The organism is Streptomyces sp. TLI_55, assembly GCF_900206255.1.
In the GTDB taxonomy this organism is placed as follows: Bacteria; Actinomycetota; Actinomycetes; order Streptomycetales; family Streptomycetaceae; genus Streptomyces; species Streptomyces aquilus.
In genome coordinates this window covers 2,683,763-2,707,065 of sequence record NZ_OAOJ01000001.1, presented here as the reverse complement: position 1 = coordinate 2,707,065, position 23,303 = coordinate 2,683,763, and the positions used below count along the sequence as shown (strand labels likewise).

Sequence of the window (23,303 nt, the reverse complement as noted above, 5' to 3'; positions counted from 1 at the left end):
ACTCAGCCGACTGATGCGGCGCCCCATGCGCCGACTCCCGCGGCGCCCCACGCGCCCGAACTCCCGCGGCGCCCCACTCCACCACCCACGAACTCCCCCTCAACGAGGTGACACCTGTGCGCACACTCGACGCCGCCCGCGACACCTGCGAGCGCTTCCATCCCGGGCTGGTGAAGGCCCTGGCCGCCCTGCCGTTCGAGGAACGCGAGGCCCACGGCAGCCCGGTGGTCGACCTGTTCCGGCAGGCCGCCGGGGTGGGGCTGCTGATCCCCACCGAGTACGGCGGCCTCGGCGCCGACCCGGTCGACGCGGTGCTCGTGCAGCGGGCCGTCGGCTCGCTGTCCCCGTCGCTGGCCGTGGCCTCGACCATGCACCACTTCACCGCCGCGATGCTCTACGCCCTCGCCGACGGCAAGAACCGGCTCACCCCCGCCCAGACCGAGGTCCTGCACACCGTCGTGCCCGAGCAGCGGCTGATGGCCTCCGGCTGGGCCGAGGGCCGCACCCAGCAGAACATCCTCACCCCGGCCGTCACCGCCACCCCCGTCGACGGCGGCTATCTGCTCAACGGCGCCAAGAAGCCGTGCAGCCTGTCGCACTCGATGAGCCTGCTCACCGCTAGCATCGCCGTGCCCGGCGCCGACGGCACCCCGGAACTGGCGCTGGCCCTGGTCGACGCCGCGTCCCCGGGGCTCACCCGGCACCCCTTCTGGGGCAGCGAGGTGCTGACCGCCGCGCAGAGCGACGAGGTGCGCCTCGCCGACGTCTTCGTCCCCGAGGACATGGTCGTGCGCACCACCGACGACGACCCGGACCGCATCGAGGACCTCCAGAACGCCGGCTTCGTCTGGTTCGAGATGCTCGTCTCGGCCGGGTACGCCGGCGCCGCCGCCGGGCTCACCGAAGAGGTCCTCACCCGGGGCCGCGGCACCGCGAGCGAGCGCGGCGCCCTGCTGATCCGTACCGAGGCCGCCTTCGACCTGCTGCTCGGCGCCGCCCGCGCGGTCCGCGACGGCGTCGGCGGCGAGGAAGCCGTCTCCCAGGTGCTCATCGCCCGGTTCGCCGCGCAGGAGGCGCTCTCCCTCGTCACCCAGCAGGCCCTCGAACTCCTCGGCGGCATGGACTTCATCCGCTCCTCCGCCCACCAGCGGCTGGCGGCCTCGGTGCGCCCGCTCGCCTTCCACCCGCCGTCCCAGGGCGCGACCGTCGAGCCGCTCCTGGCGTACGCGGGCGGCGCCGCCCTCGACCTGTCCTGAAAGCGGGCCCTGTCCCGCCAGCCAAGCCGGCCCTGTCCCGCCAGCCCAACGGGCCCTGTCCCGGCAGCGGGCCCGGCAGCGAGCCCCGTCCCGAAAGCGAGTCATCGATGACCACGTACGCCGAAGCCCCGGCCGGCCAGGAGGCGGAGATCCTCCAGCTGTACCGGGCGCACCTCAGCAAGGGCCGGGCGACCCTGGCCGAACTGTTCGGCACCCATATGGAGGTCGAGTCGCAGGGCGCGTGGGTGACCACGTCCGACGGCGAGCGCTTCCTCAACGCGGGCGGCTACGGCGTCTTCATCATGGGCGCCCGCCACCCCCGCGTCATGGAGGCGGTCCGCCGCCAGCTGGAGACCCACCCCGTCGCCACCCGCATCCTCCTGGAGCCGACCGTCGCCCGCGCCGCCGAGGCCCTGGCCGAGGTCGCCCCGGAGGGCCTGGACCGCGTGCACTTCGCGCTGTCCGGCGCGGAGGCGGTGGAGACCGGCCTCAAACTGGCCCGCGCCAACGGCCGCAAGCGGACCGTGTCGATGAAGGGCGGCTACCACGGCAAGACCCTGGGCGCCCTGTCCGCCACCGCCAAGGACGTCTACCAGGCACCCTTCCGCCCCCTGATCCCCGACGTCAGCCATCTCCCGTTCGGCGACATCGACGCCCTGCGGGAGGAGCTGGCCGCGCACCCGGGCGAGGTGTGCGTGATCATCGAGCCGGTGCAGGGCGAGGGCGGCGTGATCATCCCGCCCAAGGGCTACCTCAAGCAGGTCGAGGAGGCGGTCCGGGAGTACGACGGCTTCCTGATCGTCGACGAGGTGCAGACCGGCATCGGCCGCCTCGGCGAGTGGTGGGGCCTGGACACCGAGGGCGTCCGCCCCGACGTGCTGCTGGCCGGCAAGGCGCTCGGCGGCGGCGTCGTACCGGTCTCCGCGGCCATCGCCACCCGCAAGGCGTTCCGGCCCTTCGACAAGGACCCCTACGTCCACACCGCCACGTTCTCCGGGCAGCCGCTGCTCATGGCCGCCGTGCAGGGCACCCTCCGCGCGGTCCGCGAGGAGGAACTGGTGTCCAGGTCCCGCGAGTTGGGCGCCCGGCTGCTGCCGCGGATCACCGAGATCGCCCGCCGCAACATCCCCGACCTCGTCGTGGACGTCCGCGGCCAGGGCCTGCTGATCGGCGTCGAGCTGGTCGAGCCGGGGCTGGCCGGCGAACTGCTCATCGAGCTCTTCAACCACGGCGTGGTCGCCAACCACTCCATGAACGGTTCCTCCGTGGTGCGGTTCACCCCGCCCGCGATCCTCACCGACCGGGAAGTCGACTTCCTTCTCGACTCCTTCGACAAGGCCACCGTCGACCTCGTGCGGCGCTCGGCCACGATGCCCGAAGGCGGCAACTGACCATGCGACACGTCGAACTCCACGCCCTGGTGCCTCTCGTCTCCGCCGAGGAGGTCTTCGCGACCGTCCCGCGCTGGGAGCGTTACCCCGAACTCGCCCCGCACGTCCGCGCCACCGAGGTGCACGCCGGCCTGCCCGGCCCGGTCGGCAGCTCCAGCTGGGAACTCCACTTCCGCAGCGGCCTGTTGCGCTGGACGGAGGAGGACACCTTCCTCCCCGAGAGCCACCAGATCCGCTTCGAGCAGACCGACGGCGACTTCGACAGCTTCGAGGGCGTCTGGACGCTCCGCCAGGAAGGCCCCGACGTCTCCGTCGTCTTCACCGCCGACTTCGACTTCGGCATCCCGAGCCTCGCCAGCATCCTCGACCCGATCGCCGAGCGGGTCATCAGGGAGACCGTCGCCTGGGCCGTCACCGGCTTCTTCCCGGGCGCCACCGTCCTCGACACCGACATCGACCTCGCGGCGGCGAGCTGACCCGCACCGCTCCCGCCCACCGGCGGCGGAGCGAGCCGACCGCACCGACGCCCGCCCACCGGCGGCGGACATCCCACCGCCGCCGGCCCCGTCCCCACTTCACCGGAGCCCCACAGGAGTGCAACCGTGGACCAGGCCAACCCCTTCGAGACCCCCCGCACCTACTCCCTGCATCGCGCCGAGTACCTGGTCGGCCTCGCGGTCACCACCGGCCTGATGGCCTATCACTTCTCGGACATCCGCTGGCTCCCCGCCATCGGACTCTTCCTCTACATCGACCTGATCGGCTACATCCCCGGCGCGATCGCCTTCAAGAAGGCCGGCGGAGCCCCCATCCACAAGGGCTACTACGTCGCCTACAACGTCATGCACAGCCTCATCACCCAGGGCGCCGTCGCGGCCCTGTGGTGCTGGCTGGTGAAGCCGGAGTGGGCGCTGCTGGTGCTGCCGTTCCATCTCTTCGGCGACCGGGGCCTGTTCGGCAACTTCATGAAGTCGTTCGCGCTGCCCTTCGAGCCGGTCCGCCAGCCCGGATACCTGCGGCTCCTGGACGACCTGGGCCTGCCGCACCCCAAGCCGGTCGGCCACGCCATGGACCCGACCCCGGTCGGCCACATCCCCGCCGCCCCCGGCACCGCCCCCGCCCCCGTCACCCCCGTCCCCGCACCGGCCGTACAAGAGGTGACCCGATGACGACCAACGTCACCCTGCGCAACCGCTGGAGCTCCCAGGAACGCGCCTTACGACGACTGGCCGCACCGGTGTCCGTGCTCACCGCCGTCCACGAGGGCCATCAGCACGGCACCACCGTCAGCACCGTCACCCGGGTCTCCCGCCGCCCGCAGGTCCTCGGCGTCTGTCTGCGGCCCGACTCGGTGCTGGCCAAACTGGCCACCGCCGAGGGCCGGTTCGCGGTCAACATGCTCAGCGCGGCGCAGGGCCCGCTCGCCCGGCACTTCGCCGAGAGCTCCCGGCCCGACGGCGCCGCCCAGTTCCAGGACATCGACTGGAACCCGGCCGCCTACTCCGGCGCACCGCTCTTCGCCGGGGCCCTCGCGCACTACGACTGCCGGGTGGTGGGCCGCTTCACGGTCGGCGACCACGAGGTGCTGCTCGGCGCCGTCGTCCACGCGTACAGCCTCGACGGGGACCCGCTCGTCAGCCAGGACGGCGAGCTGTACGCCGGAACCCTGATCCCCGTCGCCGACCACGACGACCGCACCGCGCAGCCCCCGGCCCCGCTCGGTGTGGACCTGCGGCTCGCCCTGCCCCTGACGCCCGCCAAGGAGAACGTACCGACATGACCACGCCCACCGCCCACGAGGCCGACTGGGACACCGCCCCCGGTCTGCTCGACGGTGCCAAGGACCTCACCCTCGGCCCCGACCGGTGCAATCTGGCGTACTGGTTCACCGAGGTCGCGCAGGGCACCCTGCGGGACCGCGGCGCCACCGGACACCACGAGAAGGCGGACGTACCGGAGTTCCTGCGCCGGCCCGGGCCGCTGCGCGAGGCGCTGGTCCTGGAGTTCGGCTTCCGCAGCCTCTCCGAGGAGATCGCCACCCGCCTCCTCGCCCACTACGTCGCCCGCGCCCCCGGCATCCCGGAGATGGAGTTCTACGCCACCCAGCTGATGGACGAGGCCCGGCACGCCCGGGTGTTCCGCAACCACCTGGTCGAACTCGGCCTGCCCGAGAAGACGTTGCTCGCCGACATCGACGCGATGGCCGTCGACTACCGGCGCGAAGTCCTCCAGCCCGTCGAGGACTTCACCCTCGACATCATCCGCGACCAGGGCGACTTCTACGGCGGCGTCGCCGTGTTCGCCATCGTCATCGAGGGCGTCCTCGCCCCCGCCGCCGAGCTCAGCGAACGCAAGTGGACCCCGCTGTCGGAGGCGACCCAGGAGGTCTCCCGGGGCACCGCCATCGACGAGATCCGCCATCTGACCGTCGCCAGCACCATCCTGCGCGACCACGTCCGCGACCACCCCGAGTACCTGCCGAGGCTGCTGGAGATCCTCGCCGCCGGCAACGAACTCTGGGACCGTGTCCCCGACAAGCCCTACGTCCTGCACCGCGAGGAACTCTTCCAGCAGGGCATGGCCGAACAGGCCGAGCTGATCGGCGACTACGAGGTCTGGCCCGGTGTCCGGCTGCTCGACACCACCCCGGAACAGCGCTACGACATGGCGGAGCGGTGGACCGACGAGATGGCCGAGAGCCGGATGGCCTACATGGGCCTGCCGACGGACGCCCTGGGACGGAGTGAGCGTCCGTGACGGCGCCCCTGCCCGCCTTCGGCGCCCCGCCCGGCCGGGCGCCCGTCATCGTCGGCGTCGGCGGTCATGTGCCGCCGAACGTGGTCACCAACGACGACCTGGTGGCCCGCCTCGACACCTCCGACGAATGGATCCGCACCCGCACCGGCATCGCCGCCCGGCACGTCGTCACCCCGGGCACCGCCACCTCCGACCTCGCAGTCGAGGCGGGCCGCAAGGCCCTGAAGTCGGCGCAGGACGCCCAGGTCGACGCGGTGGTGCTGGCCACCACCACACCCGACCACCCCTGTCCGGCGACCGCGCCCGCGGTGGCGGGACGGCTCGGACTGACCGGCGTACCGGCCTTCGACGTCGCCGCCGTCTGCACCGGGTTCCTGTACGCCCTCGCCACCGGCGCCGGCTTCCTCGCGAGCGGCCTCGCCGAACGGGTGCTGGTCATCGCCGCCGACGCGTTCACCACCATCGTCGACCCGGCCGACCGCGGCACCGCGGTGATCTTCGCCGACGGCGCCGGAGCCGTCGTACTGAAGGCCGGCGACGCGGACGAGCCCGGCGCGCTCAACTCCGTCGTGCTCGGCAGCGACGGCGAGCTCAGCGACCTCATCTCGGTCCCGGCCGGCGGCTCGCGCCAGCGCTCCACGGGACTGCCGCCCGAACCCGGCGACGAGTACTTCCACATGGCCGGCCGCGCCACCTACCGGCACGCCGTGGAACGCATGACCACGGCCGCGCGGCAGTCCCTCGCCGGCACCGGCTGGACCCCCGAGGACGTCGACCGGTTCGCCTCCCACCAGGCCAACGCCCGCATCCTCGAAGCCGTCGCAGAACGGCTCGGCATCGGACCCGAGCGGCGGCTGTCCAACATCGAGCACGTCGGCAACACCGGCGGCGCGTCCATCCCGCTGCTGCTGGCCCAGAAGTCGGCCGACGGCGAACTGAAGGCCGGCCACCGGGTGCTGCTGACCGCGTTCGGCGGCGGCCTCGCCTGGGGCGCGGCCACCCTCACCTGGCCCGAGCTGTGACCGGGCCCGCGCCCACCCACCCCACACCGTCAACCGGAGGTCGATCACCCATGTTCGAGAGCCTGAAGGAAATACTCGTCAACAAGCTCAAGGTCACCCCCGAGCAGATCACCCTCGAAGCCACCTTCGAGGACATCGAGCTGGACTCGCTGGCCGTCGTCGAGCTGTCCCTCGTCCTGGAGACGGAACTCGGGGTGTCCGTCTCCGACGACGAACTCCTGGACACGCACACCGTCGGCGAGATGGTCGAGCTCATCGAGTCGCGGAGCGCGCGGGTGTGATGGCCGCACACGACATCGCCGTCACCGGTCTCGGCCTGGTCACCCCGGCCGGGATCGGTACGGCCGCGAGCTGGTCGGGCGTCCGCGCCGGGCGCCCGGCCGCGGCGTACGACCCCGTACTCGCCGACAACCCCGTCCGGATCTCCTGCCGGGTGCCCGACTGGGATGCCGACACCCTGCTCGGCGCCCGCCGGGCCCACCGCCTCGACCGCTTCAGCCAGTTCGCGCTCGTCGCGGCCCGCGAGGCACTCGCCGACGCCGGCCTCGACCCCGCCACCTGGGACGGCGCCCGCGTCGGTGTCGTCCTCGGCTGCGCCGACGGCGGCCCCGGCACGGTCGAGGCACAGCACCGGACGCTGGTGGAGCACTCGCCGGACCGGGTCTCCCCGCTGCTGCTGCCGATGCAGCTGCCCAACATGCTGGCCGGGCAGACCGCCATCGAGTTCGGCGCCACCGGCCCGAACCTCGTGGTCGCCACCGCCTGCGCGTCCGGTACGACCGCCATCGGCACCGCCCGCGACCTGCTGCTCCTCGACCGGTGCGATGTGGTGCTGGCGGGCGGCAGCGAGGCCATGATCACGCCGCTGGTGATGGCCGGCTTCGCCCGCATGGGCACGCTGTCCCGGCGCACCGACGACCCGGCCGCCGCCTCCCGCCCCTTCGACCTGGACCGCGACGGGTTCGTGGCCGGCGAGGGCGCCGGGGTGCTGGTCCTGGAGCGGCCCGCCGACGCCCGGGCCCGCGGCGCCCGGGTCCGCGCCCGGGTGACCGGGTACGGCGCCTCCGCCGACGCCCACCACGTCACCTCCCCGCACCCCGACGGCGTAGGCCTGGAGGCGGCGATGCGCGGCGCGCTGGCCGACGCGGGGGCGCAGGCCTCGGACGTCGGGCACGTCAACGCGCACGGCACGGCGACCCGGCTCAACGACCTCGCCGAGGCCCGGGTCGTGCACCGCGTCCTGGGCGACCCGCTGGTCACCTCCACCAAGGGCGTCACCGGTCATCTGCTGGGCGCGGCCGGCGCGGTGGAGGCCGCGTTCACGGTGCTCGCCCTCGAGGAACAGACGGTGCCGCCGACCGCCAACCTCGACACCCCCGACCCCGACTGCGAGATCAAGGTGGCCACCACCCTCACCGGCACCCGCTTCGACCTGGCCCTGAGCAATTCCCTGGGCTTCGGCGGCCAGAACGCGGTGCTGGCCCTGGCGACCGCCTGAACCCAGCACGCCCCCGTCCCCTCAACTCCCTCCCCAGGAGCCCACGATGACCGCCGGACCACCACCCTCCGCCCACGCCCCGACCCGCACCCTGACCACCAGCTACATCGTCTTCATGATCGTCGCCGCGGCGGCCCCGCTCTCCGCGATGGTCGGCACCGTCCCCTTGGCGTTCGCCATCGGCACGGCCGAGGGCGTACCGGCCGCGTTCGTGTTCGCCGGCGTCACCCTGGTCTGCTTCTCCGTCGGGTACGCGATCAGCGCCCGCCGCACCGGCGGCTCCGGAGGCTTCTACGCCTCCGTCGCCGACGGCCTCGGCAAGCCCGCCGCGGTCGGCAGCGGCTGGGTGGCGGTCGTCTCCTACAACTGCGCGACCATCGGACTGGTCGGCGCCTCCGGGTACTTCACCAGCCTGGTGCTCGCCGACCACGGGATCACCGTGTCATGGCAATGGTGCTGCGCGATCGTCCTGGCGTTCGTCGCCCTCCTCGGCTACCGGGACATCGCCGTCAGCGCCCGGGTCCTCGCGGTCCTGATGGTCGCCGAGATCGGCATCCTCGCCGCCCTGGACGTGGCCGTCCTCGCCCGGCACGGGCTGCACGCGCTGCCCGGCGAGTCGTTCTCCTGGCACGCCGCCACCGGCCCCGGCGTCGGCGTCTCGCTGATGTTCGCCTTCGTGTCCTTCATCGGCTTCGAGTCGGCCGCCCTCTACGGCAAGGAGGCGCGTGACCCGCGCCGCAGCGTGCCGCGCGCCACTTACGCCGCCGCCGTGCTGATCTCCGGCTTCTACGCCCTGACCAGCTGGGCCGCGGTCGGCGCGATCGGCACGGGCCGGGTGCGCGAGACCGCCGGGACGCACCTCGGCGACCTCTTCTTCGTCCTCGGCGACGACTACCTGGGCTCGGCCGGCAGCACGCTCCTGCAGATCATGCTCTGCTCCAGCCTGTTCGCCGCGACCCTCGCCCTGCACAGCGCCGCCAACCGGTACTCCCAGGTGCTGGCCGACGACAAGCTGCTGCCCGCCGCCCTGGGCAGGCTGCACCCCCGGCACGGCTCCCCGCACCTCGCGAGCGTCCTCCAGGTGGTCGTGAGCGCGGTCGCCGTGACGGTGTTCGCGCTCGCCGGCCTCGACCCGTACGCCAACCTGACCACCAGCATGCTGGGCCTGGGCACCCTGGGGATCGTCGTCCTCCAGGCGCTGGCCGCGCTCTCCACGCTCGCCCTGCGCCGCAAGGGCGTCCGGCTGGGGTGGACCGGCACGGTTGCGCCGCTGCTGGGCTTCGCCGGCCTGGCCGCCACGGTGTGGCTGGTGGTCGGCAACTTCGACGTGCTGACCGGCGCGACCGGCGGCATCGTCGTCCAACTGCCCTGGGTGATCCCGGCGGTGGGCGTGCTGGGCGCGTTGTGGGCGCTGCGGCTGCGTGCCGTCGCCCCCGACCGCTACCGGGCCCTGGCCACCACCCACCTCGCCGCCGCCCCCGTCTCCGACGAGTCCCGCACCCCGGTGGCGGGCCCGCACACCGCCACGACGGTGACGGAAGCGGCCTGACCGGTCCGCAACGACCCCTGTGGCAGCCGCTGTTCACGCGGCCCGGCCGCAACATCCCGCACCGCAACCGCCGTTCACGCGACCCGAAGGGAACGACATGCATGACGTACGCGAGTTGATCGAGAGCGGGGCGGAGGCGGAACGGCGGCTCGCCCGGCGTGGATATCTGCTCGACCTCGACGCCCTCAGGGCCGCGCAGAAGCGGCGCGCCGGCGCGCAGGAGGCGGTGAGCGGGCTGCGGGCCGAGATGAAGAAGGCCTCCCGCGGCCCGCACGGGGCGCCCGGCGCGGAGGGCGTGGCGGAGGCACGGGAGCAGAGCCGGCGGCTGCGGGCGCAGGTGCAGGCCGCCGAGGCCGAGGCCCGCGACGCCGAACACGCCCTGAAGGAACTGCTGTTGACGGTGCCGAACCTGCCGGCGGACGACCTGCCCGACGGCTTCGGTGAGAAGGAGGCGCTGGAGGTACGCCGGGTCGGCCCGCGGCGCGGCTCGGGCCCCGGCCTCGGCCGGCACCACGCCGAACTCGGCGAGCAGCTGGGCGTGCTGGACGCGGGCGCGGCGGCGAAACTGTCGGGGGCGCGCTTCAGCGTCAGCCGGGGCCCCGGTGCCGTCCTGGAACGGGCCCTGGCCTCCCTCCTCCTCGACCTGCACACCCGGGAGCACGGATACACCGAGTACGCGGTGCCGCACCTGGTCAGCCGGGAGACGATGACCGGCACCGGACAGCTGCCCAAGTTCGAGGAGGAGCTGTTCGCCACCTCGGTGGGCGGCCGGGAGATGTTCCTGATCCCGACCGCCGAGGTGCCGCTGACGAACCTCGTGGCGCGGGAGCTGCTCGACGAGCGCGCGCTGCCGCTGGCGATGACCGCCCGCACCCCCTGCTACCGGGCCGAGGCGGGCTCGTACGGCCGCGACACCCGGGGCGTGCTGCGGCTGCACCAGTTCGAGAAGGTGGAGCTCGTGCGCATCTGCCGGGAGGAGGACGCGGGGGAGCAGCTGGAGCTGATGCTCGGCCACGTCGAGGAGTGCATGAGGCGGCTGGAACTGTCGTACCGGGTCGTGCTGTTGCCAGCCGGGGACATCGGGTTCTCGGCACGCCGGACCTACGACGTCGAGGTGTGGCTGCCGGGCAGCGACACCTACCGGGAGATCTCCTCGGTGTCGGACTGCGGCACCTTCCAGGGCCGTCGGGCGGGCATCCGCCACCGGGCGGGCGGCACCCGGCGCATCGCCGCCACGCTCAACGGCTCCGGTCTGCCGATCGGGCGGACCGTCGCCGCCCTGCTGGAACAGGGACAGCAGCCGGACGGCTCGGTCCTGCTGCCGGAAGCGCTGACGCCCTACACGGGCTTCCGCCGACTGCTACCCGGCGGCGCCACCGAGTAGACCGACCGCCGACGGGTGCGGGTCAGGCGGGCTGGCGCAGGAAGGTGCTGGTGCCGTGCAGCGCGGGGTCCTGGTTGAGCATCTGCTGGAACAGCCGACGCAGCTTGGGCGACGGCTCCATGCCCAGCTCGTCGTCCAGTCGCAGCCGGGCCGCGTTGTAGACGCTGATCGCCTCGGCCTGCCGGCCGCTCTGGTAGAGCGCCAGCATGAGCAGCTCGGTGATCCGTTCCCGCCACGGGTGGGTGATGCTCATCCGTTTCAACTCGCCCACCGCGCCCATCGGTTCGCCGGCACGGATCCGCAGCCACAGGACGTCCTCCTGCGCGGACAGATGCTCCTCCTCCCACTCGGTGACCGCGCTCTGGCAGAGCGGTCCGAGGGCCGCGTCTCCCAGCGGGCGGCCCTGCCAGAGCCGCAGGCCTTCCTCCAACTGCTTCTGTGCGGTGCACAGATCGGCGTCCGCCATCGCCCGGTGGGCCTCACGGATGTACGTGCGGAACAGGTTCAGGTCGATGTCCTCCGGTGCCACGTCCAGGCTGTAGCCGGAGGTGCGGCTGAGCAGCGCGGCCGCGGCCGGCTTGCCGGCGAGCTGCGCGAGGGTGCGGCGCAGCCGGGACACATGGGCCTGGAGCGCGTTCTCGACGGTGGCCGGGGGGTTCTCCCCCCACAGCTCGCTGTACAGCGTCGAGACCGGGACGACGGCCGGGGCCTGGATGAGCAGACTCGCCAGCAGCGCGCGCTGCCGGAGCCCCGGGACGGTGTGGAACACGCCGTGGTCGCCGACGGCGATCGTGCCTAGGATGCGGAACCGCATGAGAAACCCCCGTATGGGCCTAATATTGGATCTTCTCTGACTCCCGGCGTTTGTTCTGCCATGGCTAGAAGTGTGCAGGCCCGCTCTGGAGTTCGACTCGATGCCGAAGAGGCGCTCTTCAATGCTCTGACCAGGTAAGAAGCAGGTAAGAAGGGGGAAGGCGAGGGGCGTCACTCGCGGCGCACGAGCGTCGCGCCCACCACCATTCCCACCGCGATCGCCGTCATGATCGTCACCAGCTTCAGCAGATCCCGGAAGCCCTCGATCACATAGCCGCCCGCCGGCGTCGAGCGGGTCCTGACGAGGTCCTTGCGGAGCTCTATCGGGCTCCTAGCGGGGCCCCAGCGACCGTTCCCGCACCCGCTCCAGATGTCCGGCGAAGACCTCGCGGGCGTCCGGTGTCAGCGTGCGCAGGGCGATCAAGGCGGTGATCACGACGTCGCACAGCTCGCTCTCGACGTCCTCCCAGGTATGGGAGTTGCCCTTGCGCGGGTTGCGGTTCATCGCCCCGATCACCGCCTCGGCCACCTCGCCGACCTCCTCCGACAGCTTCAACACCCGCAGGAGGAGGCTCTGTTGCCCGTCAGGGAGTTGGCCGTCGGACGGGCGGTGCGAGTCGAGCCACGTCCACAAGTCGTCGATGCCCGACCAGATGCCGGGATCCTGATCACTCATGGACGCAGCTTGGCACGCTCGGCTCAGCTCTTGCCGCTCAGCTCTTGCCGAGGAGCTTGTTCATCTCCTCGATCTCCGCGGTCTGTCCGGTGACGATGTCGTCGGCCATGGCGGTGGCGGGGTCATAAGCGCCCTTCGCCTTCTCCGTCTTCGCCATCGCGACCGCCCCCTCGTGGTGTTCGACCATCATGGTCAGGAACATCGTGTCGAAGGCCTTGCCGGACGCCTTCTCCAGCTTCGCCATGTCGGCGTCGCCCATCATGCCGGGCATCCCGGACATCCCGGAGTCCGCACCGTGGTCCATGCCCGGCATCGACTCCGCCGATCCGGTCGCGGCCGGGACGTCCTCGCCCCATGCCTTCAGCCAGCCGGACATGGTCTCGATCTCCGGGTCCTGCGCCTTCTCGATGCGCGCGGCGAGGTCCTTGACGTCCGCGGACGACGCCCGGTCGGCGGCGAGCCCGGCCATCTCCAGGGCCTGACGGTGGTGCGGGATCATGCCCTGCGCGAAGGAGACGTCCTGCGCGTTGTGGGCGGTGGACGCGGACGCCGTGGGGGAGGCGGACGTGCCGTGGCCGGCCGCGTGACCGCTGTCGTCGCCCCCGCACGCGGTGAGGACGAGGGCGGCGGTGACGGTCGCCACGGCCAGAACGGCAGCGCGGCGCGTACGGATGGTGCTCATGCTGGAACTCCTGCTGGATGAAAGGGATCTGGACTGCGGGCATGCCGAGGCGCACGACGTGCGCGCGGCAGTCGTGTCTAGATCCGCAGGAGTTGGAGTTCCGCCAGGGACGGGGGAGCGCGGGCCCCGTCCGGGTCCGCGACCGCACACGCACGCAGTACGTCGTCCCGTACGACGCCGGCGACCGGGTCGGCCACCGGGGCGGGCAGCGCCGGCGTCCCGCTCACCGCGGCCGCGGAACAGGCCGCGTCGGCATGCGTCACATGCCCGGAGCCGCAGTGGCCCTCGCCACCGCAGTCGTCGTGGGCCGCCGACACGGAGACGACGCCGGCCATCGGGGAGGAGTGCGGATGATCGCCCGGGAGGGCCGCGCCGGGGGCCAGGGCGTGCATTCCCATGACCCCGGCCAGCACCGCCAGCACGAGCAGCCCGCGCCACCGCCGCAGAGGCGGTCGCAGGCGGAGGTGCTCGGGACGGTTCACGGGGCACAGCCTAGGGGCACGAGGGAGGGCAGTTCCGGGTGGGGCGGTCGGAGGTGAGGCGGGTCACTCCTCCCCGAACAGCGCCTCCTGCTCGTCGAACCCCTCCGCCGCCTCCTCCTTCTTCCCGTCCCGCACCCGCCGGGTCCGCGCCCCCACGACCACGGCCGTCAGCGCGGCGGTCGCCGCCAGCGCCGTGGGGACCATCCAGCCGCGGTCGAACGCGTGCCCGATCGCATGGTCGAGGGAGAGGCGCCCGGGACCCGCGACGGCGAGGCCCGTGGCCGCCAGGCCCAGGGTCGCCGCGTACTCGAACCCGCCCTCGGTGTTGAAGAAGCCGTTGGGGGTGTGCACGGCGGACGCCCCCGCCATCGCCCCGGCCGCCGCCGCGCCCGCGGCCGGCGTCGCCAGGCCGAGCGCCAGCAGCGTCCCGCCACCGGCCTCCGCGAGGCCCGCCGCGGTGGCGCTGGCCTTGCCCGGCGCGTAGCCGACGGACTCCATGAACTGGCCGGTGCCCTCCAGGCCGTGGCCGCCGAACCAGCCGAACAGCTTCTGCGCGCCGTGCGCGGCCAGCACACCCCCGGTTCCCAGGCGGAGCAGCAGCAGGCCCAGATCACGTCGGTCGTACGTCGTCACGATGACTCCTGGAGAAGACGGCAAGAACAACCCCTCCCGCGTTTCCACCGTCGCACCCCTGACACCTCCCGGGGTCGCCCAGGGCCGCCGTTCGGGTGGCGGCCCCGGAACGGTGGTGTGAGTCTGACTGGCATGACGATTCAGACGTCCAAACTCAGCGACCCGGCCGTCCGCGCCTTCGTCGGTGCCGTCAACGCGCACGACCGCGACGGGTTCATGGCCCTCCTCGCCCCTGGCGCGACCATGTCGGACGACGGTTCCGACCGCGACCTCACCGACTGGATCGACCGGGAGATCTTCGCCTCCCGCGGTCACATGGAGGTCGACAACGAGTCCCGCGGCGGCCGCGACCTCATCGCCCGCTACAGCAACGACACCTGGGGCGAGATGCGCACCAAGTGGCACTTCGAGGTCGAGGACGACGGCAAGATCTCCCGCTTCGAGACCGGCCAGGCGTGAACGATCAGCACCACGCCCGCACTTCTAGTACCGCGCGTACGACTGCTGCTGCCGTTGTTCGGTCAGGGTGATCCGCCCTGCCTTGATCGTCGCCAGCCGAGGCGCTCGCCGTGCGATCGACGAGTCGTGGGTGACCATGACGAACGTCAACCCGTACTCGTGCCACAGCCGTTCCAGCAACGCCATGATCTCGTCCCGCATCGACTCGTCGAGGTTGCCGGTCGGCTCGTCGGCAAGCAGCACCTTCGGCTTCTTGACCAGGGCCCGCGCGATGGCCACTCGCTGCTGCTGTCCACCTGACAGCTCGGCCGGTGCGTGGGTGAGCCGTTCGCCGAGACCGACCGAGCGCAGCACCTCGGCCGCCCGCTCGCGGCGTTCGGCGGGCTTGACGCCGAGCGGGACCAGCGCCGTCTCCACGTTCTCCTGCGCGGTCAGCGTCGGGATGAGGTTGAACGACTGGAAGATGATGCCGATCTTCTCTGCCCGCAGCCGCGTCAGCTTCGCCTCGCTGATGCGCGCGAGGTCGACGCCGTCCAGCTCCACGCTGCCCTCGGTCGGCCGGTCCAGGCCGCCGATCATCTGCAACAGCGTCGACTTGCCGCCGCCCGTGGGGCCCTGGATGACGAGCTGGTCGCCGTCCTCGATGGTGAGGTCGATGCCGCGCAGCGCCTCCACCGTCTCCTTGCCGCGTGCGTAGCGCTTGGTGACGCCGGTCAGTCTGTACATGGGGTGCTCTCCGTAAGTGAGGGGGACGCTCATGAGGGGTCAGGACACGCTGCGCAGCGCGTCCGCCGGCCGCATCCGCGAGGCCCGCCAGCCGCCCATCGCGCCGGCGATCAGACCGCCGGTCACCGCGAGGCCCACCGCGAGGGCGATGGTGGTCGGCGAGACGGGCGCGGAGAGCGCGATCTCCATGGTGTTCTGCGTGGACTGCTGCCCCGGACCGCCACCGCCGGGACCGCCGCCCATGCCCCCACCGCCGCCGGTGCTGCCGAGCTGGGCGGTCAGCTTCGGGCTGATCGCCGTCACCGCGTAGGCCGCCGCGAGGCCCAGCCCGATGCCGAGGGCGCCGCCGAGCAGACCGTTGACCATCGACTCGCCGACGACCTGCCGGGTCACCCGGCGGCTCGGCCAGCCCAGCGCCTTCAGCGTGCCGAACTCACGCACGCGCCGGGACACGGCGGACGAGGTGAGCAGCACGGCGACCAGGAAGGCCGCGGCGAGCACCGCGATCGACAGCCACTTGCCGACGCTGGTGGCGAGGTCGGAGGCGGTGGACAGGGAGCCGGAGACGGTGTCGGCGAGGTCGGCGGAGGTCGTCACCGTCGTACCGGAGATGTTCTTCTGGATGGTCGGCTTGACGGTGTCGATCTGCTTCGAGTCGGTCGCCTTGACGTAGATCGTGGTGACCTGGTTCTTGGCGTCGGCGAGCGTCTGGGCCTGCTTCAGCGGCAGGTAGACGTCGGTGGTGGACTCGCTGCTGGAGGCCGTGGCGATGCCGATGACCGTGTACTTGGTGCCGGAGATCTTCAGGGTCTTGCCGACCTTGTACTTGTTCTCCTTGGCGTACGACGTGCTGAGCACCGCGACCTTCGCGTTGGTCTGCGCTGCCGTGAAGGTCTTGCCGGAGGTGATCTCCATGCCGGCCAGCGGGCCGAGGGTCTGGTCCGTGACGTCCACGCCGGCGACAGAGTAGGAGTTGACGTCGAACGAGGCGCCGCCGCCCTGCACCTGGGGCGCGGCCGTGCTGTTGCCGCCCCCGGGACCGCCCTGGCCCTGCGACTGGCTGTTCCCGGTCGTGGACTGCGCCTTGCCCTGGGTGAAGGAGCCGTTGACCTTGGTGACGTTGAGGGTGAGCGCGCCGACGGCGTTCGCGACGCCGTCCTGCTCGGCCACCTCGGCGACGAGCGCGGCCTTGAGGGCCTGGCCGCCCTGGGTCATCACCCGGTCGGAACTCTGCTCCTCGTCACTGTCGTTCGACTTGGCGTCGAACTCGAAGTTCGGTCTGCCGGAGCTGTTGCCGGTGGGCGCCGACCGGGCCTTGGTGACGGTCATGTCGGTGCCGAGGCCGTACAGCGACTTCAGGAACTTGTCCTGAGCCTGCGTCATGCCGGCCGACACCGAGTTGACGGTGATGACCAGCGCGATACCGAGCGCCAGACCCAGTGCGATGACCAGAGCCGCCTTCTTGCGCCGGCCCAGCTCGCGCTTGAGATAGATGCCAAACATCCCGTTCCTCGAGGTTCATGGCGCCCGCGTGGTGGGCGCGGCCTCAAGTTAGGGACGAAAGGTTGAGCGGCCGTGAGGAAGGGATGTGGGGGACCTGAGAGGCGATGTGCGTGAGCTGAGAATCCGAGCACCGGCCCGAAAACGTCCGGCCGGAAACTGCACGGCAGCCGTTCCACCCGCCGGTGTGCACCCCGCGGTCCCACGCGGAGCCCACCCCCAACCGGCGTGGTGGAACGACTGCCGTCTCCCCCCTCGGTGTGGCCGGAATGTCTCCACTCCAACTGTGAAGCTCTTGTGGAGAGGAGTTGAGCATAAGTCCGCGACCGGCCGCAATGGTGCGGAGTGAACGATTCCGCTTGTGCAAATTGCCAGTCGCCGAGGGCGCCGGTGTGGCTCAGCCGCGCCCCACGTACGGCATCGCCGTCGCCAGCACCGTCGCGAACTGCACGTTCGCCGCGAGCGGCAGCTCCGCCATGTGCCGCACGGTGCGCGCCACATCGGCGACGTCCATCACGGGCTCGGGCGCGATCTCGCCGTTGGCCTGCAAGGCGCCCGTCTGCATCCGTGCCGTCATGTCGGTGGCCGCGTTGCCGATGTCGATCTGCCCGACCGCGATGCCGTACGGCCGCCCGTCCAGGGACAGTGACTTGGTGAGGCCGGTCAGGGCGTGCTTGGTCGCCGTGTAGGCGACGGAGTGCGGGCGCGGGGTGTGGGCGGAGATCGACCCGTTGTTGATGATCCGGCCGCCCTGCGGGTCCTGCTCCTTCATCTGCCGGTACGCCGCCTGCGCGCACAGGAACGCCCCGTTGAGGTTGGTGTCGACGACATGCCGCCAGGCGTCGTACGGCAGCTCCTCGACCGGCACGCCACCGGGCCCGAACGTCCCCGCGTTGTTGAACAGCAGGTCCACCCGCCCGAACCGGTCCACGGCCGCGGCGAACAGCGCGGCCACGTCCTCCGGCTGAGCCACATCGGTGCGTACGACGAGAGCGGCGCCCTCGGGCGCGAGTGCCGCCGTCTCCTGGAGCGTCTCGGTCCGCCGCCCCGCCAGCGCCACCGACCAGCCCGTGCGCAGCAGTTCCACGGCGACGGCCCGCCCGATACCGGAACCGGCGCCGGTCACCACGGCGACCTTCACATGTTTGGTGTCCATGAGCGCGCAGCGTAGGTGAGCCTCCGTGATGCGGAAGCCGCTGTCCGCCATCCGGGTGCTGCCCCCCGGTGACCACGTGTCGGCGCCGGCCCCGCACCCTTCCCCTCCCTCAACTGTGACGGGAGGAACGAATGACCATCACACCGGGCCGGCCGGGCGGGCGCAGCCGTGAACCGCGCGCCGCTCGCCCTGTCGGCCGCCGCCGCTTCCTGGGCCTGACCACCGCGGCCGCCGCCCTCGCGTTCGCCATGGACCTGCCCGCGACCGGGACCGCGGCCGCCGCCGAACTCGACGCGAGACGCATCACCGACTTCCCCTTCACGCTCGGCGTCGCCTCCGGGGACCCGCTGCCCGGCTCGGTCGTCCTGTGGACCCGGCTGGCGCCCGCCCCCTACCAGCCCGACAGCGGACTGCCGGCCGAACGCGTCGACGTGGACTGGGAGATCGCCGAGGACGAGACGTTCGCGACGGTCGTCGCCGGCGGCACGGCCGTCGCGCACCCGGAGTTCCACCACAGCGTGCACGTCGAGGCCGAGGGCCTGGCCCCCGGCCGCGTCTACTTCTACCGCTTCCGGGTCGGTGACTGGCTCAGCGAGACCGGCCGCACCCGCACCGCGCCCGCCGCCGACAGCCCGGTCTCCGCCATGACCCTGGCCGCCGTCTCCTGCCAGGCCTACCACGACGGCTACTTCACGGCCTACCGCCGGCTCGCGGAGGACGAGGTCGACCTGGTCCTCCACCTCGGCGACTACCTCTACGAGTACGCCGTCGACCCGGCGGGCGGCGCCCGCGACTACACCGACCGGTCGCTGCCGGCCCTCTTCGGCCACGAGGCCGAGACGCTGGAGGACTACCGGCTGCGGTACTCCCTCTACAAGAGCGACGAGGACCTGCGGGCCGCGCACGCCATGCACCCCTTCGTGGTCACCTTCGACGACCATGAGACCGAGAACAACTACGCCGGTTCCGTCTCCGAGGACGACGTCCCGGCAGAGCAGTTCCTGCTGCGCCGCGCCGCCGCCTACCGCGCCTACTGGGAGAACCAGCCGCTGCGCCTGGCGCAGCTGCCCGTCGGCCCCGACATACAGCTCTACCGAAGGCTCCAGTGGGGCCCGCTGGCCCAGTTCGACGTCCTCGACACCCGCCAGTACCGCTCCGACCAGGCCTACGGCGGCGCCAAGCACGCCCCCGGACCCGAGTCGGAGGGCCCCACCCGGACGATGACCGGGGCGGCCCAGGAACAGTGGCTGCTGGACGGCTGGAGCACCTCGCGGGCCGTGTGGAACGTGGTACCCCAGCAGGTCTGCTTCGCGCGGCGCCGACTGGACCTCACCCCCGAGCCCGCGGTCTCCATGGACGCCTGGGACGGCTACCCGGCCGCCCGCCGCCGCATCCTCGACGGCGTCAAGGCGGCCGGGATCCAGAACCTGATGGTGCTCACCGGCGACCTCCACCGGGGGTACGCCTTCGACATCAAGGACGACTTCGACGACCCGTTCTCCCGCACCCTCGGCACCGAGCTCGTCGCCACCTCGGTCAGCAGCGGCAAGGACGGCGAGGAGAAACCCTCGAACTGGGGCACCATCAAGGCCGCCAACCCGCACCTGAAGTTCTACGACGGCCGGCGCGGCTACGCGACCGTCACCCTCGACGGGGCCGGGGCGCGCGCCGACTTCAAGACCCTGCCGTACGTCACCACGCCCGGGGCGCCGATGACCACGGCCGCCTCCTTCGTGACGGAGGTGGGCAACCCCGGGTTCACGCCGGCGTGACGGCCTCCTCGGCGAGCTCTCCCGGGTAGCGGACGCCGACGCGGCCCCTGATCGCGTCGAGCGTCCGCATCACGGCGAGGGTGCCGTCGAGCGGGACGAGCGGTGACTCGGTCTCGCCGGCCCGCAGGGCCCGCATCACCTCGGTGGCCTCGTGCTTGAGGCTGTTGCGCGGACCGGCCGCCGCGTCCGCCTTGAACTCCTCGGGATCACGGCCGTCCCGGTGCAGCACGAACCGGTCCGGGAAGAAGAAGCCGTACGGCACGTCGATGCGGCCCTGGGAGCCGGTGATCGAGGCCGAGGTCGCCGTACCGCCGATGATGGAGCAGTGCACCGAAGCGAGAGCGCCGCTCTCGAAGGAGAGGAGCGCACCCGTCTGGAGGTCGACGCCCTCGTCGGAGAGCACCGCTCTCGCCGTCACATCGGACGGCTCCCCGAGCAACAGCTGAGCGAACGACACCGGATACACGCCGAGGTCGAGGAGCGCGCCGCCGCCCTGCGCGGGGTCGCGCAGCCGGTGCGAGGGCGGGAAGGGGCCGGCCAGCCCGAAGTCGGCCTGCACACTGCGCACCTCACCGATCGCCCCGTCGTCCACCAGCGCCTTCAGCTGCCGGATCAGCGGGTTGCAGTACATCCACATCGCTTCCATCAGGAAGCTCCCGCGCTCCCGCGCCAGCCCGACGAGCTCCTCCGCCTCGCGCGCGTTCAGCGTGAACGCCTTCTCGCACAGCACGTTCCGCCCGGCCTCCAGACACAGCCCGGCGGCGGCCCGGTGCGCCGAGTGCGGTGTGGCGACGTACACGACATCGATGTCCGCGTCCTCGGCCAGCGCGCCCCACTGCCCGTACGCCCGCTCGATCCCGAACCGCTCCGCGAACGCCCGCGCCGACTCCTCGCTGCGCGATGCCACCGCCACGACCTCCGCGTCCGGCAGGTCCACCAGATCCGCCGTGAACGCCGCCGCGATCCCGCCCGTCGCCAGAATGCCCCAGCGCACGCTTCTCTCCGCCATCCCGCTGCCCGCCCCTGCTCGCGTTGGTTCGCGTGACCCTCGCCACTGTGTACGAACTGAGAGCATAGGTGCCGGACCATGGGAGACACCGGGAGAGGGAGGGGCGCATGCCCGAGCGCGGGGCATCGACACCGGACCTGAACAAGGCGGCCGTACCGGAGACGGAGGCGGCCGCCCCTGCTGTGCGCCGCACCGGACTGCTCGTCACCTTCATCCTCGGCGGCCTGACCGCGACGCCCCCGCTGGCGATGGACATGTACCTCCCCTCGCTCCCCGAGGTCACGACGTCCCTGCACGCGCCCGCGGCGACCGTCCAGCTCACCCTCACCGCCTGCCTCGCCGGCATGGCCCTCGGGCAGCTGGTGGTCGGCCCGATGAGCGACCGCTGGGGCCGCCGCCGCCCGCTGCTCATCGGCCTGGCCGTCTACGTCCTCGCCACCGCCCTGTGCGCCCTCGCCCCGACCGTCGAGACGCTGGTCGCGTTCCGGCTGACGCAGGGCCTCGCGGGCGCGGCCGGGATAGTCATCGCCCGGGCCGTCGTGCGCGACCTCTACGACGGGGTCGCCATGGCCCGCTTCTTCTCCACCCTCATGCTGATCGGCGGCGTCGCCCCGATCGTGGCGCCGCTCGTCGGCGGCCAGATCCTGCGGGTGACCGACTGGCGGGGCGTGTTCGTCGTCCTCACGGTCATCGGGGCGCTGCTCGCCGGGCTGGTGTGGGCGCGGCTCCCGGAGACCCTCCCGGTGGAGGTCCGGCACGTCGGCGGCGTCGGCGAGGCCCTGCGCTCGATGCGCACCCTCCTCGCCGACCTCCCCTTCGCCGGGTACATGCTGACCGGCGGCTTCGCCTTCGCCGCGCTGTTCGCCTACATCTCGGCCTCGCCGTTCGTGGTCCAGGAGATCTACGGCGCCTCCCCGCAGACCTTCAGCCTGCTGTTCGGCGTCAACTCGGTCGGCCTGGTGGCCGTCGGCCAGATCAACGGCAAGCTGCTCATCGGGCGGGTCAGCCTGGAGTCGGTGCTCGGCGCGGGCCTCGCGATCGTGACCGCGGCCGCGGCGGCGCTGCTGCTGATGTCCCTGGGCGTCTTCGGCGAGGTCGGCCTGGCCCCGGTGGCGGCGGCGCTCTTCGTGCTGATGTCGGCGATGGGCCTGACCCTCCCCAACGCCCAGTCCCTCGCCCTGCTGCGCACCCAGCACGCGGCGGGCTCCGCGTCCGCCCTGCTCGGCACGTCCTCCTTCCTCATCGGCGCGATCGCCTCCCCGTTGGTCGGGATCGCGGGGGAGGGAACCGCGGTCCCGATGGCCGTCGTCCAGTTGTCGGCGGCACTGGTAGCGCTTACCTGTTTCATGGGAATGTGCCGTCCTTGGAACAGACGTGCGAGTGCGGAGGGAGCGGAGAGCTGAGCGCGCCGAGACTGCGCAACGACACACCGGAACGGGCCGGACTGGACCCCGGGGAACTGCGGCTTCTCGCCCAGGACGTCCACGACCTCACCACCGGCGAACGCCCCTGGGCCGCGGGCGCGGTCGTCGTGGCCGGCCGGGGACCGGTCGTCGCCGTGGAGGAGGCGGCGGGCTGGGCGGTCCGCTACGCGTCGTACGACCCGGAGGCGGACGCGGGCGTGGAGCTGCCGCGCAGGAGCCGCGTCCCGATGACCACGGACACCCCCTTCGACCTGGCCTCCCTCACCAAGCTGTTCACGGCGGTCGCCGCGATCCAGCAGATCGAGCGCGGCACGCTCGGCATCGACGCCAGGGTGGGCGCGTACCTCCCCGACTTCCGGGCGGCGGCCGCGCACGGCATCACCGTCCGCGAGCTCCTCACCCACACCTCGGGCCTGCGCCCCGAACTCCCGCTGTACGACCACCCGGACGACACGGCCCGCCTCGCGGCCCTCCAGGCGGAGCCGCCCATCGGAGTGCCGGGCACGTACTGCTACTCCGACCTCAACCTCCTGCTCCTCCAGCACGTCCTGGAGCGCATCACCGGCCGCACCCTCGACGTCCTGATCCACGACGGCATCACGCGCCCCCTGGGCATGACGGCCACGACCTTCGGCCCCTGTCCCGGGGCGGCGGCGACGGAGGACCAGCGCCGGCCCTGGGCGAAGGTGGACCGGGGGATGCTGCGGGGTGTCGTCCACGACGAGAACGCGTGGGCGCTGGGCGGTGTGGCCGGCCACGCGGGCCTCTTCTCCACGGCCCACGACCTCGCGGTGTTCTGCCGCACGATCCTGGCGGGCGGCTCGTACGGCCCGGCGCGCATCCTGGGCCCCGACTTCGTGGAACTGCTGCTGACCCCACCGGGCCTGGGCTTCGCCCTGGACCAGCCGTGGTTCATGGGCGAACTGGCGGGCCGGGGCGCCGCCGGCCACACGGGCTTCACGGGCACGTCCCTGGTCCTGGACCGCGCGACGGACACGTTCGTGGTCCTGCTGGCGAACACGGTCCACCCATGCCGCCGCCCGGCGGCGAACGGACCCAGGGCTGCGGCGGCGACGCGGGTGGCGAGGGCGGTACGGGAGAAGTGAGGACCTCT

24 protein-coding genes are annotated in these 23,303 nt (G+C 72.3%); 15 read left to right on the top strand and 9 right to left on the bottom strand.

What is annotated here, in order from left to right:
- Positions 1-116: 116 nt before the first annotated feature.
- From CRP56_RS12585 to serS, 11 genes are all read left to right on the top strand, one after another.
- Positions 117-1,256, top strand: a complete 1,140-nt coding sequence (locus CRP56_RS12585; RefSeq protein WP_097263322.1) for an acyl-CoA dehydrogenase family protein — start codon at positions 117-119, stop codon at positions 1,254-1,256.
- A 107-nt stretch (positions 1,257-1,363) separates the two neighbouring features.
- On the top strand, positions 1,364-2,647 hold the full coding sequence (locus CRP56_RS12580) for an aspartate aminotransferase family protein (RefSeq protein WP_097263320.1): 1,284 nt from the start codon (positions 1,364-1,366) through the stop codon (positions 2,645-2,647).
- A gap of 2 nt (positions 2,648-2,649) precedes the next feature.
- Positions 2,650-3,123 carry a type II toxin-antitoxin system RatA family toxin gene (locus CRP56_RS12575; protein WP_097263318.1) on the top strand — a complete coding sequence of 158 codons (474 nt, stop codon included), beginning with the start codon at positions 2,650-2,652 and terminating at the stop codon, positions 3,121-3,123.
- 126 nt (positions 3,124-3,249) lie between these two features.
- Complete coding sequence (locus CRP56_RS12570) at positions 3,250-3,816, top strand: hypothetical protein (protein ID WP_097263316.1); 567 nt, start codon at positions 3,250-3,252, stop codon at positions 3,814-3,816.
- Entirely contained in the window at positions 3,813-4,427 is a 615-nt protein-coding gene (locus CRP56_RS12565) for a flavin reductase family protein (RefSeq protein ID WP_097263314.1), read from the top strand. The genes CRP56_RS12570 and CRP56_RS12565 overlap by 4 nt, the downstream gene beginning before the upstream one ends.
- Entirely contained in the window at positions 4,424-5,404 is a 981-nt protein-coding gene (locus tag CRP56_RS12560) for a VlmB-like protein (RefSeq protein ID WP_097263312.1), read from the top strand. Before CRP56_RS12565 ends, CRP56_RS12560 begins: the two co-directional genes overlap by 4 nt.
- Positions 5,401-6,426, top strand: a complete 1,026-nt coding sequence (locus CRP56_RS12555) for a beta-ketoacyl-ACP synthase III (protein ID WP_179850998.1) — start codon at positions 5,401-5,403, stop codon at positions 6,424-6,426. The genes CRP56_RS12560 and CRP56_RS12555 overlap by 4 nt, the downstream gene beginning before the upstream one ends.
- Positions 6,427-6,476: 50 nt before the next feature.
- Entirely contained in the window at positions 6,477-6,707 is a 231-nt protein-coding gene (locus CRP56_RS12550; RefSeq protein WP_097263309.1) for an acyl carrier protein, read from the top strand.
- Entirely contained in the window at positions 6,707-7,924 is a 1,218-nt protein-coding gene (locus CRP56_RS12545; RefSeq protein ID WP_097263307.1) for a beta-ketoacyl-[acyl-carrier-protein] synthase family protein, read from the top strand. Before CRP56_RS12550 ends, CRP56_RS12545 begins: the two co-directional genes overlap by 1 nt.
- Positions 7,925-7,970: 46 nt before the next feature.
- Positions 7,971-9,473 (top strand): APC family permease, encoded by a 1,503-nt coding sequence (locus CRP56_RS12540; RefSeq protein WP_097263305.1) that lies wholly within the window; start codon positions 7,971-7,973, stop codon positions 9,471-9,473.
- 97 nt (positions 9,474-9,570) lie between these two features.
- Positions 9,571-10,857 (top strand): serine--tRNA ligase, encoded by a 1,287-nt coding sequence (gene serS, locus CRP56_RS12535; protein ID WP_097263303.1) that lies wholly within the window; start codon positions 9,571-9,573, stop codon positions 10,855-10,857.
- 22 nt (positions 10,858-10,879) lie between these two features.
- Here serS and CRP56_RS12530 read toward each other — a convergent pair whose 3' ends face one another.
- From CRP56_RS12530 to CRP56_RS12510, 5 genes are all read right to left on the bottom strand, one after another.
- The gene (locus CRP56_RS12530) at positions 10,880-11,671 is read right to left on the bottom strand and encodes an AfsR/SARP family transcriptional regulator (RefSeq protein WP_097263301.1); all 792 of its coding nucleotides are present in this window, start codon (positions 11,669-11,671) and stop codon (positions 10,880-10,882) included.
- A gap of 330 nt (positions 11,672-12,001) precedes the next feature.
- Positions 12,002-12,346 (bottom strand): MazG-like family protein, encoded by a 345-nt coding sequence (locus CRP56_RS12525; protein ID WP_097263299.1) that lies wholly within the window; start codon positions 12,344-12,346, stop codon positions 12,002-12,004.
- Positions 12,347-12,383: 37 nt separating this feature from the next.
- The gene (locus CRP56_RS12520) at positions 12,384-13,028 is read right to left on the bottom strand and encodes a DUF305 domain-containing protein (RefSeq protein ID WP_097263297.1); all 645 of its coding nucleotides are present in this window, start codon (positions 13,026-13,028) and stop codon (positions 12,384-12,386) included.
- Positions 13,029-13,105: 77 nt separating this feature from the next.
- Entirely contained in the window at positions 13,106-13,510 is a 405-nt protein-coding gene (locus tag CRP56_RS12515; protein ID WP_257040751.1) for a DUF6153 family protein, read from the bottom strand.
- 63 nt (positions 13,511-13,573) lie between these two features.
- Positions 13,574-14,143 (bottom strand): DoxX family protein, encoded by a 570-nt coding sequence (locus CRP56_RS12510; RefSeq protein ID WP_097263295.1) that lies wholly within the window; start codon positions 14,141-14,143, stop codon positions 13,574-13,576.
- A 132-nt stretch (positions 14,144-14,275) separates the two neighbouring features.
- On the opposite strand from CRP56_RS12510, the gene CRP56_RS12505 reads away from it, so the two are divergent.
- Positions 14,276-14,602, top strand: a complete 327-nt coding sequence (locus CRP56_RS12505; RefSeq protein WP_097263293.1) for a hypothetical protein — start codon at positions 14,276-14,278, stop codon at positions 14,600-14,602.
- Positions 14,603-14,626: 24 nt separating this feature from the next.
- On the opposite strand, the gene CRP56_RS12500 is transcribed toward CRP56_RS12505, so the two are convergent.
- From CRP56_RS12500 to CRP56_RS12490, 3 genes are all read right to left on the bottom strand, one after another.
- The gene (locus CRP56_RS12500) at positions 14,627-15,328 is read right to left on the bottom strand and encodes an ABC transporter ATP-binding protein (RefSeq protein ID WP_097263290.1); all 702 of its coding nucleotides are present in this window, start codon (positions 15,326-15,328) and stop codon (positions 14,627-14,629) included.
- A gap of 39 nt (positions 15,329-15,367) precedes the next feature.
- Positions 15,368-16,831 carry an ABC transporter permease gene (locus CRP56_RS12495; protein WP_097263288.1) on the bottom strand — a complete coding sequence of 488 codons (1,464 nt, stop codon included), beginning with the start codon at positions 16,829-16,831 and terminating at the stop codon, positions 15,368-15,370.
- Between the two features lie 394 nt (positions 16,832-17,225).
- On the bottom strand, positions 17,226-17,984 hold the full coding sequence (locus CRP56_RS12490; RefSeq protein ID WP_097263286.1) for an SDR family oxidoreductase: 759 nt from the start codon (positions 17,982-17,984) through the stop codon (positions 17,226-17,228).
- 131 nt (positions 17,985-18,115) lie between these two features.
- Here CRP56_RS12490 and CRP56_RS12485 point away from each other — a divergent pair, with 131 nt between their 5' ends.
- A complete protein-coding gene (locus tag CRP56_RS12485; protein ID WP_097263285.1) occupies positions 18,116-19,756 on the top strand; it encodes an alkaline phosphatase D family protein in 1,641 nt (546 codons plus the stop codon).
- Here the strand turns inward: CRP56_RS12485 and CRP56_RS12480 are convergent.
- The gene (locus CRP56_RS12480) at positions 19,743-20,765 is read right to left on the bottom strand and encodes a Gfo/Idh/MocA family protein (protein ID WP_097263284.1); all 1,023 of its coding nucleotides are present in this window, start codon (positions 20,763-20,765) and stop codon (positions 19,743-19,745) included. The two genes, CRP56_RS12485 and CRP56_RS12480, sit on opposite strands and share 14 nt — an antisense overlap.
- 107 nt (positions 20,766-20,872) lie before the next feature.
- Here CRP56_RS12480 and CRP56_RS12475 point away from each other — a divergent pair, with 107 nt between their 5' ends.
- Positions 20,873-22,168, top strand: a complete 1,296-nt coding sequence (locus CRP56_RS12475; RefSeq protein WP_097263283.1) for a multidrug effflux MFS transporter — start codon at positions 20,873-20,875, stop codon at positions 22,166-22,168.
- Entirely contained in the window at positions 22,120-23,295 is a 1,176-nt protein-coding gene (locus CRP56_RS12470) for a serine hydrolase domain-containing protein (protein ID WP_179850997.1), read from the top strand. Before CRP56_RS12475 ends, CRP56_RS12470 begins: the two co-directional genes overlap by 49 nt.
- The last annotated feature ends 8 nt before the right edge of the window (positions 23,296-23,303 follow it).